The sequence below is a fragment of the Mesobacillus persicus genome, from assembly GCF_900109925.1.
In the GTDB taxonomy this organism is placed as follows: Bacteria; Bacillota; Bacilli; order Bacillales; family Cytobacillaceae; genus Mesobacillus_B; species Mesobacillus_B persicus.
Genome location: NZ_FOBW01000017.1, coordinates 42,162 through 55,407, shown reverse-complemented (window position 1 = coordinate 55,407; position 13,246 = coordinate 42,162). Strand labels below are relative to the sequence as shown.

The window sequence follows — 13,246 nt, the reverse complement described above, 5'->3', positions numbered from 1 at the left end:
TTCCATTTTAAATAATTGGTTCATAGTCGAGTGTTACATTGAGTCCATCCTTATCATTTTCATTTTTTGTATACTCTTCTATATTTTCAGCTTCGCCCATATCTAAATTTTCGTATAACTCTTTTTCTCCAATTTCAACAGATTTTTGATTGTCGTCATCATTGCCTGTTCCTTCAGCACTAACAGTAAACCCGCCGAATACAAAAGTTAATATAGCTGAAAGAATAATAAGAATTTTTTTCAATTTAAGGACCTCTCCCTCATATAATTCACTACTTAAATACAAATTGCTTAACTCTTAAATCCATTATCAATATAGAATATTTATTTGAATTATTTTTTTGAATATTTAAACACAAATAACCCAAATTATGTTGAAATAAAAATTGGAATTATTATGGTAAAAAATTAAATCGAAAGAAGGGTATGGGTTAGCGGTAGGGGGGGATATAGTTCCGAAAAACTAATCTAGAAGGAGAGAAAAAATAAGCAAAAAACTTTATTGTTCCTAACATAAGTACTTTTATATAGGGGTATTACAGAACTATTTTAACAAAGGGAGATGGAAAGTATGAAAAAGAATTTAATTACAATTATGATTGCAATTTTTGCTATCTTGATATATTTACCAAGTAGTTCATTTGCGGCTGGAGATATTCATCATAATCATGAACACGATTCTGATAGTTTAGAAGGAAGTACAGATGAAAATATCGAACTTTTTATATAGCCTGTCCTGGAGGAGGTAAACACACCATGACTGAACATGGTGTTGGTGAATTATATCAAAATGGGAAAGAGATAGTCGGTTTTGGGTATGCCCATCAGTGTAGTAAATGTCTTAAGGTAATTGTTAGTGAATATGACCCTGAACAGCATGGTAAACTGGGTAATTATGGTGTGCAACAGGTATCTTGGAGACTTACAACATCATATACAATGAAAACACCTGATTCCGTGGGGTATAATTCATCTACATCACCAACAAAGGCACCATGGGATAGCTATACATGGTATTAACCATATTACTAACTACGAATTATAAAGATAAGACGAAATAATTTAAACAACCAAAATAAAGGACAAGCTTGTTATAATAAATGGTACCCTGTAGTGTAGACACTTAAAAAAGTCTACCTATAGGGTGCTTTTTGTATAGTGACAAATAACAACATTGGAAAGCCTGAGGAAATCCATCATCAGTAAAAAATATACAGAGAAAAAAATCAAGTAATCATCCACTAATCCATATGTGAAATGGTAAGTATAAAGGGAATCGCTTATTCTGATGAATTTAAACGGATACTTATAGCTGAGAAAGAGAAAGTTCACAAGTGAAATCTTTGAAGAGTCTGGATTTGATACGAATAAAATCGAAATATCACGTATTCATGCCGCAAGTAAAAGAAGTAGCCAGCTTATAAAAAGAATGGAGTGGAGTTGCCGGGTTATATGAAAGAGGGAAATGTGAATCCGGGAGACATACGGAAAGAGAGTAGTCACTTAAGTCTGAAAGTGAACTCCAAAAAAGATTTGTTTTGCGTTAAGGGGGTAAATAAGTAGTCCTCTCATCTAACTAAAAGTTTATTCTTCGTTTCGTGAACTAGAAATATCAGCTGAATAATATGGTGTGATTTCTTTATAGAGTAGCCATAGTCTCGAAGAGTGGCTGTTATAATTGCTTCTCTCTCAATTCGCAAAAAGAACAGAATACAGAGAGAAACTAGGGAAGAAGTGCAAGAAATCCTATTAAAAGCATTCCAAAATAAACGCCGCAAAAAGAGGGGAATTCCAAATAAAAATGACGTTGACAGGTCGATTTCAGATCGTTTATAACTTGAAAAAAAATACGACAATTATGAACAAATATAATACTGTCTGCCCTATCTAGAAGAGCAAATCCTAACAGGAGTTTGATGAAAGCTACCCAGGAACACTCTGTGGCCCTAACTTATTAGAGTGTCAATTCACCCAAGGGAAGTAGGGGGAGTTATATTGACAGACAAAACTTACTTGAATTTTGGGAGAAATTCTAGAGCTTATTTGTCAATGATATTAGACGGATCGAGCGTGCAGGCTTCTTGCCTACCACGTCTCTGACAGAATGACCATGGGCTTAACTACAGATACATTCCAAGAGCAAAGAAGGGTAGAAGATTCAAAAAAAGATAAAGATGCGCCTATTCACTCAAATCAAGGGGTTCACTATACTCACCCTCAATTTCAAAAGATGGTAAAAAACTGGGGTTCTATCAATCTATATTTAGAAAAGGAAACCGTTGGGATAATCCCCCAATCGAATCATTATTTGGCCAACTGAAAGACGAAACATTTATTAAGGATGTCTAACATTAGGTGATGTTAAAAAGGAAATTATACAATACATGACCTACTATAACCACCATAGAATCAATGGCATCGAAAAATAGATGCACCGGTACAATACAGAGATCATCTTTTATAAGCTGCCTAGTTTTTTTATGTCCTTTACAAAGGGTACACTGTATAAAATGAGATTGTCTTTTATTTTGGTTTTATTAGAATAAGGTGTGGTTGATTCAGTTCCAGGTATGTGCTTCCTTAGGAATGACACTGTACCTAAACATTGTAAGTTTCTGTCGGATATTCTCACCTGTCTATGATCCCCGCATGGTTTCCGCTTCAGCATCGGAGATTCCGATCTTTATTTTGAATAGGATTAAAACATAATTTAACATAGACATATGGCATAATAGGGTGATGAAGAGATTCTATTAAGAAAGAATTCGGTCACGTGATATCAATTAGAGAGTGTAACCATAGAACAAATATTTCCTTAAGAGTGTTTGATTCGTAAGTCGGGAAGCAGTAACCAAGCATTGATACTGTTGTGAGTGTGGGGAAATCATACCTTTACGTCATTAAATCTAAAGAAGGTAACCAATTGGGCATGTAAGGGTCTTGTTATTTTTTTAAGTAGTATATTAAAGGAGAGAGTTAATCATTATGGAAAATAAAATTTGGGACAAAGAGTTCAGAATGTGGATGTTCAGAACCCTTTTGTCTGCAAATTGAGGCAATCTTATTAGTAAGCGCACTATTTTGATAATGCAAAATAACTAGGCTAAGTAGTAGAGCTATTTTTATTCTATTGCACTCCATAAGTTTTTTAAATTTATAAGCATATCTTCTATTTTGTGTTCTTCATTGAGGTTTGCTTGCCCATTCACTGAAACAACCTCTGATTCCTGACTACCTTCTTTTTGATACTGTAAATCAATTGAGAAATTGTAGATAATTTCTTCGGAATCAGTTTGTTCATACTCGATGTTATTTATTTTAAGTGTGTAGTCGTTTCTAATAGGTGTTATCATTAATACCGCCCCGTAACTATTCACAAATTCCATATAGGCTGAATCATTTGCGAAATAACCGTTAAATTGAGCATTATCATATTGCCTAACATTTTCGGTAAAGTCGCCATCGTGGAATATTTTCTTCAATTCCTCGTTCGGACCTGTTAGAGCTTTTTGCAAAATAACATCGATTGTCTTAATATTTCCATCTTCGGTAATCTGCTTGGGTTTTTCTGTACAACCTACTAATAAAAGAAGTGAGACTAATAGAACGAGTACAGAGTATAAGGTCATTCGATTTTTCATATAATATCCTCCTATTCCAAATTAATTTAATATAATAAATCTGAATCTTCGTTACATTGTAGCATAAAATACTATATATTTACATAAATGATGTAAAAAACTGTTTATTTAACTTGTTTATAAGTAAGAAATATTAGAGCAACTGATTCTGCTTTTTTTATTATTGTTCTATTTTGGTGGGAAAAGTATTGGAAAATTATAGTGATTAATGCTAAATAGGTGGTACATTAGAGGGAAGAGCGGAGGAAACAAGAACGGGACATATATGAAAGTCGGATTCCTTTATAGGGAGGTAGGTCTAAAAGATGGAAATCGGGGGAATGGTTTTTCTCTTTATTAAAGAGTGATTCATTTGGTTATTCTCCATGTAGCATAGAACTTCTATTTCATGTTCTTTTCCCTTTCCAATGGACTCTTTTTATTCTAACTGTGTTTTACCGAGACGTGGACTCTAATTTTATGAGTGTTATCTATTGTATATAGTTTTGATGATTAAGTTAATTATATTATTATCTTCTCTCATTGGTACTTTAGCGAACTATGATTACGGCCATCTATATGTACCACCAGTGACAAATTTTTTACTACCGAATGACAGGGGATTTACCACTAAAAGACAGCTTATTTACCACCCACTACCTTCTATATAATTAGTGAGCATATCTTACGATATGACACTTTATATGGGGGTATTTTTTTTGATCCATTATCGTAATATACTGGAATTAAATGATGAGGGAACCAGTTTGAGAGGCATTTCTGCAAGAAATGGACACTCTTGTCGGAAAGTAACAGAGGTCATTGTTATCGCTGTGAGGAAAGGAGTGACATGTCCATTAGACTAGGAAATGGAAGATAAAATGGATAGGAGATTTTCTGCTTCCTGAAAAATCATTAGAAACCTCTGGGAGGCAGCCGATCGACAAAAACTAGTAACTTTTGGTTGAAAAGGTAAGATAATACGTTCCTGAAAATTAAATAACATGTGAAAAATGTCTCTGTGTTACTTATGTGTTTTTGTCAATTGTTTTTGACACCCTTAAATAACCGAAAGTTGACGGTATTGCCTGTCCAGAATTAGTCGATTATAATGTCCGTATATGATTCGAAACATTTCGACATTTTATTCTGGAGAAAGGAAAAGACGCCCCCCATAAATGTATAACTGCGCCAACAGTTATACGGGAGACGTCCCACCAAAAAAGCATATGGTTATTGTATCAGATTATCAGCTGATTGAAAACATTCTAACTGGGGTTTTTAGTTAGGGGTGCGGGGAGGATACCTTCTCCATGTTGCGGAAAAGACATGTTGGTTATAGGAACTAAGAATCGAAAAGCCAAGGATCAAACAGGACAGAGTAAGACATATAACATCCGGAGGTTACAGTGTACTAATTGCAGTACCATCCACCATGAACTGCCGGATTTATTGATCCCTTATAAGCGTTATGAGGCTGAATGTATCGAAAACGTTCTTACGAACCCATCCAACCACATTGTTCCGGCCGATGATTCCACCCTTTCGAGGTGGCATGGCTGGTTTCATAAATTTGTGGATTATTGGATTGGCTGTTTGACTTCCATCATGATTAGGACCAAACAGGGAAACATCCCCTTGGATTTCACGTCCGAAGGTTCAGGGACTGCACTTCAAAGGATTGGACGCTTGGCAGGAGATGCCAATGGATGGCTGACAAGAATTGTCCGGCCCATTGTAAATATTTTTGGATACATACCCGTTCCGCATTCATTGTCCAATAACTCCTGATTTACACTCATGATAGACACAGAGAGGAGAGTTGTATTTGTCAATCGAAAAATCCCCCACTTGAGCATTTAAAACTCCCCCACCTAATTTTTCCAAATAGGTAGAGGAACCTACTTTTATTAAAAGGGTAGAACACCCAACGAGTCTTCTAACGCTGCTTTTTCCTTTTCCAATTTATCTATTTCCTTTTTGAGTTCAATAACTTCTTCAAATAAACGGGCTATCTTTGTCTGATCATCAATTCCATCTTCATAAGCAGTTCCTTTCCATCTGCACCAATCATTGAAAGTATAGAGGTAATCTTCGTTAATCTGTTTATTGAAGATGGTTGTATTTGATTTATTTTTTTCCTCGTCTAGCCATGTTTTAACCAGTTCTTCATCACATTTCAACCCGTATGATCGGAAGTAAAGGGTTACTTCTTCGACCGAAACAATATTCATCTAGTAATCTCCTTTTCCATTTTGCATCTATCTCTTCGAGATGAATCTACATTAATTTTTGCGTCTCAAGCCATTCTTTCGTTTGCTTCATACGATAGGAATTACCATTCATATTGACAAGATAGGCCTGATGAGTCAGTCGGTCAATCATAGCTGCTGTCATAACTGGATCTTGAAAGATTTCTTCCCATCTTTCAAACGATAGATTTGTTGTGATAATAGTTGACTTTTGACCTGCCCGAAGGGAAAGATGAGTAAACAATAATTCAGCTCCCTCTTTATCAAACGATATGTAACCCATCTCATCAGCGATCACCAAATCATACTTCTCAAAACGATTTTGGAATGCTCTTAGAGTCTTTTCTGAACGGCATTCCTTTAGTTGATTAATTAATAAGGGGACGGTTGTAAACCAAACCTTATAGCCCTCCTCACAGGCTTTCATACCTAAACCAATTGCCATGTGCGATTTTCCGGTGCCTGGACTTCCTGCTAAAATTAGATTTCCGCCTTCCTTTATAAATTCTAGTGTCCTAAGCTGTTTATATTTTTTTTGAGCATCTTCCGGTAATTCGGATATCAATAAATCTTCTAAGTGTTTTTTATAAGGAAATTCTGCCCGACGGATACGATTATATTGGGCAGTTTCTTGCCTATAGTCCCACTCTTTTTGTAATAATAAAGCCAAAAACTCTTCATAACTGGCATCTTTTTGAGAAGACTCTTTTATTTGCTCTTGAAAGCATTGACGAATAATAGGCAGCTTCAAATCCTTACTAAAGTTAGTTATATCTTCTATCCAATCCTTTGGCTTACTCATGCGATAGCCTCCTCTTTTCCTACTGCTTCTGTCTGAAATAACTCATCATACAATTTGAGATTCGACTTGGCATAATCTTTAATATCCTTTGTTTCTTTTGATTTAGGAACAGAGGAGAGCACTTTATTCTTGTTTTTAGCACATAAGATTTTGATTTTATCGGTTGTCACATGACTTGGATGTATCTTTCTAAGTTCTTCAATACATTGCTCAATTTCACTAAGCGTAGTTTCATCTTTTAAATACTGCATTAACTCTATAAATTCTTTTGTGTGACTGTTATAATAGGTTTCATAAATTGTTTTTATTTTTTTGTCTGCCTGTTGTAATGCTGTGCTACCAGCTAATGCACCAGGCTTTTTCTTTAGCGTTTCTATGTAATGTTCTAGTTGTAAGCTCCATTCATGACAGCCGGTTAAACGAATATGCTCAGCTATTTTTTTCTCTTCATAGAAACATAGAATACGATTTGAGTAGATTTTCACCTTTATAATTTCGCCAACCAAATGATCTGGGACCGAGTAGTGGCTTTGATCAATGACTACCGTTGAATACTTGTCGACTCGCACGTTTTGGATTCGTGCTGCATCAAACGGATGGGGAAGATGGAGGAAGTTTTTGTGCTCCTGTTTTAAACACTCCTCGGCAGTCTGGTTTTGTTGGGATGGCTGTGGTTTTCGGTTACGCTTCTTACAAATCTCAAGCAAGTATTGGTTTGCTTCCTCTAAAGTTTCAAATGTATCACGAAAAGCGAATGCTTTTCTACGAATCACTTCCACGCTACGCTCTACATGGCCTTTTTCATTTCCACGACGTACATTACAGAAACGGTATCCAAATCCATAGTATATAGAAAGCTTTAATAAACCTTCTGTAGGTTCCTTTTCTGTACCAACAAATCGTTTAACAGCTACTTTCATATTGTCATAGACCATTGTTTTATACACACCACCAACCACATTAAAAAACAAAGCGTGTGCCTCTTGAAAACATTCCATTTTCTGTTTGTTAAATAAAAATGCCATTCTGTAATTTCCAAAAGCTGAAGTAAATAATGCCATTTGGAGTTTTGTCCACTTTCCGTTTATCTTAAGTTTCACTTCACCCCAATCAAACTCGCATATGTTCCCAGGATCGTATGATCCTTTTACATAAGCCTCTTTGGTTGTTTTTTCAATTTTCCTAATGGTCCGTAGGACCGTACTGTAACTGACTTCCACACCTTCTGCTTCTAAAGCTTCAAAAATATCAATTGGTTTCTTTAGCTGTTTTCGGAGACCTTTCCTACGCTTTTCATCATTGACCTGAAGATGACTGATAACCTTTAATTCTATTTCCTATGTCATTACTCTCTTTGGTCGAATGCCAACTTTATATTTAGGCGCCTCTACGAGTTCTTGAATTAGCTCCCCTGTAAGTACACTATCATTGGATTGTTCAATTTCTTGCTGCTTACTCTCATATTCTTTGATATATTTACTTACTGTTTTCCGATCAATTCCTGTTACTCTTGCTATCTCTCTTTGAGATTTCCCCTCCCTAAGGTACATTATTAATACATCTTGTTTCTTATTCAAATCTATCATCGCCCCAGTCTCCCCACGTTGAAATTACAGTATTTCGTCATGGGTTATTATAAACCAGGTGGGGGAGTTTTCAATGACTACGGTGGCCCACTTTTAGATTATCAAATACAGAGAGTGTATCATGAGGGATCGTAAAAAATCAGAAGAATTGGCAGTGCAGCGTTTTCAGCTGATATCCCCTTTATTAGCAGAGGGGCTTGATGCTGGAAAAGTAAAAGAATTAAAAGACCAGATAGCGAAGGCCAACGGTCTATCAGAAAGAACTATTAGACGATATCTGGCTCAATTTCGTGAGGATGGGTTTGGGGGACTGAAGCCACAAGGGAGAAAGGCTACTAGAAAGCCGGAAGCCATCCCTCCTCATCTTTTGGAACAAGCGATACTTCTTCGGAAGGAAGTGCCGGGCCGCAGTGTGGCTCAGATTATCCAGATTCTTGAATGGGAAGGATTAGCTGAACCAGGACAAATCAAAAGATCAACGCTGCAGGAAAAGCTGACGGAAAAAGGTTATAGTACACGACATATGAGACTCTATTCCCAGACAGGAGTAGCTGCCCGAAGGTTTCAAAAACGTCATCGCAACCAACTCTGGCAATCAGATATCAAGTATGGTCCTTACTTGCCGATTGGTCCAAATGGAATTAAGAAACAAGTGTATCTTGTCGCCTTTATCGACGACGCCACTAGGTTTGTACTTCATGCAGCTTTCTATCCTACATTGGATTCAAGGATCATTGAAGATGCCTTCCGGCAGGCAAACCTAAAATATGGTGTACCAGAGGCTGTTTATTTTGATAATGGAAAGCAATATCGGACCAAATGGATGTCACGTACCTGCTCAAAAATAGGCACTCGTCTTACTTACACAAGGCCTTATGCAGCTGAATCGAAAGGCAAAATTGAAAAGTTCAATAGAGTCATAGATTCATTTATTAGTGAAGCTGTCATTGAAAAACCAGATACTCTTGACCGCCTGAATGAACTTTTCCAAGTATGGCTCACAGAGTGCTATCAGAATAAGCATCATTCTGCGCTAGAGGAGAAAATCAGCCCAGAAACCGCTTTTCGTTCAGACAGGAAAGCGATTCGGTTCATCGATTCAGATACGTTGAGCAATGCCTTTCTTCATTGTGAGACAAGGAAAGTCGATAAATCAGGATGTATTAGTTTAATGGATCAAAAATATGAGGTGGGCTTGGCATTCATTGGAAGAAAGGTTGATGTAGTCTATGACCCTTCGAATATCGAAGTGCTTACCATTGAGTTCGAAGATTATACTCCTTGGAAAGCCAAGAAGCTTGTCATTGGGGAAAGAGCTGGGAAACGTCCTGAATTACCTGAGCACCTGCAGGTGCAGAGTGTTGACTCTTCAAGACTATTAAAGGCAGCTGAACGAAAGAACCAGGATCGTCAAATTGAACAGAAACCTGCCGTAACCTTCCGTGCTGTCTGGAAGGAGGATGATTCTCGTGTTTGAAGCATTCTATGAAATGGAAAATACCCCTTTCACCCGAGATTTGCCAACGAATCAGCTTTACGATTCCTCCATGATGCAAGAAATTCTCGGAAGGCTGAAATATGCAGCTGAAAGACAGCTTTTTGCAGTCCTGAGTGGGGATAGTGGTACAGGAAAGACGACGACAATTCGTAGGTTTGTAGATAGGTTGGATAAAGGGAAATTTCACGTTCTTTACCTGTCCGACTCTAAATTAACTCCTCGGCATTTTTACAAAGGTCTTTTGGAACAACTAGGTTCAGAAGCAAAGTTTTATCGGGGAGATGCGAAACGACAGCTTCATCGAGAAATTGAATTAATGAAAGGTATTCGAGGACTCCAGCCAGTTGTAGTAGTCGATGAAGCTCACCTTCTAGACCGGGAACTGCTTGAAGAAGTTAGATTCCTACTAAACTTCAAAATGGATTCGCAAAGTCCGATGGCGCTAATTCTAGTCGGTCAAAGTGAATTGTGGGATCGACTACGCCTACAGTCATACGCAGCGATACGCCAAAGAATCGATATCCAATTCCAGTTAGGACATCTCGACCGTGCTCAGGTTGAGGAGTATGTTTCCAGGCATCTTCGTTATGCAGGTGTTGAACAACCCATCTTTTCTGATGGCGCGCTTGACGAAATCCATCGGTTCTCTGGTGGTGCCGCAAGGCTCATAAATAAACTCTGTACACATAGTCTTCTGTATGGCTCACAAAATGGCCGAAGAATCATTGATGATCATATGATTAAGCAAGTTATCCAGGGGGAACTTTCATGAAAAGCCGCTGGAAAGAAATGAACTACAATGAAGAGCTGGATTGTTGGGTTGTGATTTGGGGAGATAATTCAGGTTATAAGATGCACTGTGGTGAATGGTTTGATCTTCATCTAGGAAATGGAAAGACTCTTTCCTGCCGTTTGGAACTGGGCAGAGACTGGTACATTCTTACTGGCCGAAATGATGTTAGGTTTTACCTTAAGAAAAATGAAACCTATATGGTTGATTTATAAAATCATTGGGGAAGCAAAAACCTGCTTCCCCTTCATTTTGGACAGTGAATCCGTCAGTTTTAGGACAATTAATAACATCAATTTCGGGTCATTGTAGAACGTCATTAACAGTCAATATTATATTGAGCCAGAACGATCACTTTAAAAGTGAGTCACTTAGTGTTTGTTAACTCCCATATATGGGAGTATTGGATCAGCGTTTCTGCCTCGCTAACCCTATAGATTCGTTTTAAAAACAATTTTGCTTTAGCAAATCAACCCTTTAGGATTCGCAAAAAATCATAGTTTTCCACCTTATGTATTATTGCGCTATGTTTAAACAATGATATCTATTGAATTTATTTTTCGGACTATGTAAGAACCCTAGACCTATAAAAAATATAAAAAAGGATTCAAAAAACACAACTTTTTAAATAGCTAATGCGTCTAAGTATTGTACAACAAGGAAGGGAGGGGTGTAATTTTGGTAGAGTATAGAAAAGAAGAAATAGCATATTGGTATGACGAACATAGTAAATCGATTTTAAGCTATATTTTATTGATGGTTAAGGATTATCAACAATCCGAAGATTTGGATTATAATCCAATGCCTCAAGAAATTCTTCGATTAAAAGAGGACTCATATGAACTTTATAATGCTTTAGGGGAACTAAAAGATACATATAGAAAGGTAATAATCTTAACTCAACTTTCGCAGACTGAAATAGGCAGGTATGCCTTGATATAGTTAGGTAAACCTGCAATCCATTGCTGTAGTTGACTTTTTATTAACTTTTGTATTTTTTTGTTACTCTCTTTAAGGGTATCTTCAAGAAGCTCAATTAATTGCTGTAGCGCAATAGCCCAATCGAGATCATGTATTTCATCACAAAGTTCATAAAACAACCCGCCAAGTGTTCTTTAATCTGTGCTACATCGGTTTTGCCAGGATAAAACGATGTAACGTGAAAAGACAATGGTTGTATGACTGATTAACGAATCATAGGAGCGACTTTGATACTCCTTCTGGAGTTTTAATAAGGATTTAGTTGCTTTGAAAAAGACTTCAATGTCCCATCTTATACCGTAAATTCTGATAATCTCTTGGTCACTCAATGTACAGTCTGTACTCAGAATTGCTAGCCATTCACTCTTTTTATTACGGTTGCGGACAAAAACTACTTTGATTGGAACATCATTAGCTTGTGTGGTATGAATCGAGCGAAGAAGTCCCTTTTTTCCTTGAATTGGTGTTGCCAAACGATAGAGTTCTTTTAAGCTCACACGATCACCATTAACAAGGTACGTTGCTTTAAATTCTTAACCATTCCAATGACATCAAGTCCTTGTTCTTTGATGTTCTTAATAAGTGGTTGTTGGGTAAACCAAGTATCCATCAAAACATAAGAGGCATCGACCCCAGCATTCAAAGCACGACGAATCATATCAGGAATTTTATCTGGTGCAGATTGTAGAGCTTCATGACGGCGCTTGTAACCAGAGCTGCGCTTATCTATCTTTGTAGATATTCCGTTAATCTGACTCGTTTTTGAACTCAATAAAGAAAAGTCCACTGGTATAAAGGTAGCTCCATCAGACCAACCGAGCGTAAGCATGCGAAACCCTTATAGAAACGCATTTTTTGAGAAGCATGGTCAAAACAACGAGCCAGTAATTCAACTGTTTTACTACGATTTCGATCATAAGAAGAATCATCTAAAATCAATACTTTCGGACATTCGTGATTGGTGAGTTTTATTACTTTTTTAATCGTATCAGCACTAAGGAATGTTAAAAAACGTCTCCAAGAATAAGTAGACTGATTTAAGAAACGATAGACAGCATCCTTGGCAGGGAAATCGGTAGATTTCTTACTTTCAAGCGTTCGAAACCAGTTTTTGTTTTCAAAGATTAAACAAAAATCACTGTAGGCACAGGAAAAACCAAAAGACTTTGTAATACCAGCTTTTCTTAGATGTTTCAACACCTGTAATTCCTTAAATGTTGAAGTTAATTCATTTGGTAGTTGCTTAGTTTGATCATTATTCGTTATCATATAGGAGACACCTCTTCTGTATGGTTATGTGGATTCTCGACAAATCAACTATACCAAACGATGAGGTGTTTTTTCATGTCTATTTATTTGTAAATGACCATACTTCAACAGCTACTAGCGTTACAGCCCGTTGAACTAACTACGTTTTTCTATGTGCGAAAGTTGAGTTATAAACTTAAGAAGTGTAGGTAAACACCACTACATCAATATTTATCTGCGATCACTACTCAAGCCATGTGGAGTGTGTGGCGCAACTCATTTTAAAATAAGGCAACTGCCCTTCTGGGGCGTTGCCTTTTTACATGTCTTGTAATGGATTAATAAAGTTGTATTGAATATGGACAGTGCGTCATGTTCACAAGTAATCTTTGCAACCAGTAAATGAAGAATTGTCGGAGTTAAGTCGACCAGATTCAGTCCTTCTTTTAGATTGTTACCAATAATAATG

General features: G+C 36.9%; 11 protein-coding genes and 5 pseudogenes. 9 read left to right on the top strand and 7 right to left on the bottom strand.

The window, feature by feature from the left end; translation table 11 throughout:
- Positions 1–7: 7 nt before the first annotated feature.
- Positions 8–244 carry a hypothetical protein gene (locus BMX30_RS19345; RefSeq protein WP_139195418.1) on the bottom strand — a complete coding sequence of 79 codons (237 nt, stop codon included), beginning with the start codon at positions 242–244 and terminating at the stop codon, positions 8–10.
- Positions 245–571: 327 nt separating this feature from the next.
- Between BMX30_RS19345 and BMX30_RS23665 the strand changes: the two genes are divergently transcribed.
- The 4 genes and pseudogenes from BMX30_RS23665 to BMX30_RS19335 form a co-directional block, all read left to right on the top strand.
- On the top strand, positions 572–730 hold the full coding sequence (locus BMX30_RS23665; protein ID WP_170843943.1) for a hypothetical protein: 159 nt from the start codon (positions 572–574) through the stop codon (positions 728–730).
- 26 nt (positions 731–756) lie between these two features.
- Complete coding sequence (locus BMX30_RS19340) at positions 757–1,020, top strand: hypothetical protein (protein WP_090749405.1); 264 nt, start codon at positions 757–759, stop codon at positions 1,018–1,020.
- Between the two features lie 145 nt (positions 1,021–1,165).
- Positions 1,166–1,441 (top strand): annotated as a pseudogene (locus BMX30_RS24305) (IS3 family transposase); the annotation flags it as partial.
- An 80-nt stretch (positions 1,442–1,521) separates the two neighbouring features.
- Positions 1,522–2,464: pseudogene (locus BMX30_RS19335) on the top strand (IS3 family transposase); the annotation flags it as partial.
- A gap of 658 nt (positions 2,465–3,122) precedes the next feature.
- Here the strand turns inward: BMX30_RS19335 and BMX30_RS19330 are convergent.
- On the bottom strand, positions 3,123–3,641 hold the full coding sequence (locus tag BMX30_RS19330) for a hypothetical protein (RefSeq protein WP_090749402.1): 519 nt from the start codon (positions 3,639–3,641) through the stop codon (positions 3,123–3,125).
- Positions 3,642–4,949: 1,308 nt separating this feature from the next.
- Between BMX30_RS19330 and BMX30_RS24005 the strand changes: the two are divergent.
- Positions 4,950–5,114, top strand: a pseudogene (locus BMX30_RS24005) (DUF6431 domain-containing protein); the annotation flags it as partial.
- A gap of 179 nt (positions 5,115–5,293) precedes the next feature.
- Here BMX30_RS24005 and BMX30_RS23660 read toward each other — a convergent pair.
- From BMX30_RS23660 to istA, 4 genes and pseudogenes are all read right to left on the bottom strand, one after another.
- A complete protein-coding gene (locus BMX30_RS23660) occupies positions 5,294–5,455 on the bottom strand; it encodes a hypothetical protein (RefSeq protein WP_170843942.1) in 162 nt (53 codons plus the stop codon).
- 75 nt (positions 5,456–5,530) lie between these two features.
- Positions 5,531–5,854: a hypothetical protein gene (locus BMX30_RS19320; protein WP_090749400.1), complete on the bottom strand. Its 324-nt coding sequence runs from the start codon at positions 5,852–5,854 to the stop codon at positions 5,531–5,533.
- Positions 5,855–5,900: 46 nt separating this feature from the next.
- Positions 5,901–6,674, bottom strand: a complete 774-nt coding sequence (gene istB, locus BMX30_RS19315; RefSeq protein ID WP_090749398.1) for an IS21-like element helper ATPase IstB — start codon at positions 6,672–6,674, stop codon at positions 5,901–5,903.
- Positions 6,671–8,260 (bottom strand): annotated as a pseudogene (gene istA / locus BMX30_RS19310) (IS21 family transposase). Before istA ends, istB begins: the two are co-directional and overlap by 4 nt.
- 121 nt (positions 8,261–8,381) lie before the next feature.
- Between istA and BMX30_RS19305 the strand changes: the two are divergent.
- The 4 genes from BMX30_RS19305 to BMX30_RS19290 all read left to right on the top strand — a co-directional run bounded on the left by BMX30_RS19305 (position 8,382) and on the right by BMX30_RS19290 (position 11,490).
- A complete protein-coding gene (locus BMX30_RS19305; protein WP_090749396.1) occupies positions 8,382–9,737 on the top strand; it encodes a DDE-type integrase/transposase/recombinase in 1,356 nt (451 codons plus the stop codon).
- Positions 9,730–10,530, top strand: coding sequence for an ExeA family protein (locus tag BMX30_RS19300; RefSeq protein WP_090749394.1), 801 nt, complete (start codon positions 9,730–9,732; stop codon positions 10,528–10,530). The genes BMX30_RS19305 and BMX30_RS19300 overlap by 8 nt, the downstream gene beginning before the upstream one ends.
- Complete coding sequence (locus BMX30_RS19295; RefSeq protein WP_090749392.1) at positions 10,527–10,763, top strand: DUF5348 domain-containing protein; 237 nt, start codon at positions 10,527–10,529, stop codon at positions 10,761–10,763. Before BMX30_RS19300 ends, BMX30_RS19295 begins: the two co-directional genes overlap by 4 nt.
- A gap of 463 nt (positions 10,764–11,226) precedes the next feature.
- Entirely contained in the window at positions 11,227–11,490 is a 264-nt protein-coding gene (locus BMX30_RS19290; RefSeq protein ID WP_090749389.1) for a hypothetical protein, read from the top strand.
- On the opposite strand, the pseudogene BMX30_RS19285 reads toward BMX30_RS19290, so the two are convergent.
- Positions 11,448–12,798: pseudogene (locus BMX30_RS19285) on the bottom strand (IS4 family transposase). The gene BMX30_RS19290 and the pseudogene BMX30_RS19285 sit on opposite strands and share 43 nt — an antisense overlap.
- Positions 12,799–13,246: the final 448 nt, after the last annotated feature.

Coding starts and splice junctions, on each gene's coding strand:
- BMX30_RS23665 (WP_170843943.1), top strand. CDS start 572: ATGAAAAAGAATTTAATTACAATTATGATTGCAATTTTTGCTATCTTG.
- BMX30_RS19340 (WP_090749405.1), top strand. CDS start 757: ATGACTGAACATGGTGTTGGTGAATTATATCAAAATGGGAAAGAGATA.
- BMX30_RS19330 (WP_090749402.1), bottom strand. CDS start 3,641: ATGAAAAATCGAATGACCTTATACTCTGTACTCGTTCTATTAGTCTCA.
- BMX30_RS19320 (WP_090749400.1), bottom strand. CDS start 5,854: ATGAATATTGTTTCGGTCGAAGAAGTAACCCTTTACTTCCGATCATAC.
- istB (WP_090749398.1), bottom strand. CDS start 6,674: ATGAGTAAGCCAAAGGATTGGATAGAAGATATAACTAACTTTAGTAAG.
- BMX30_RS19305 (WP_090749396.1), top strand. CDS start 8,382: ATGAGGGATCGTAAAAAATCAGAAGAATTGGCAGTGCAGCGTTTTCAG.
- BMX30_RS19295 (WP_090749392.1), top strand. CDS start 10,527: ATGAAAAGCCGCTGGAAAGAAATGAACTACAATGAAGAGCTGGATTGT.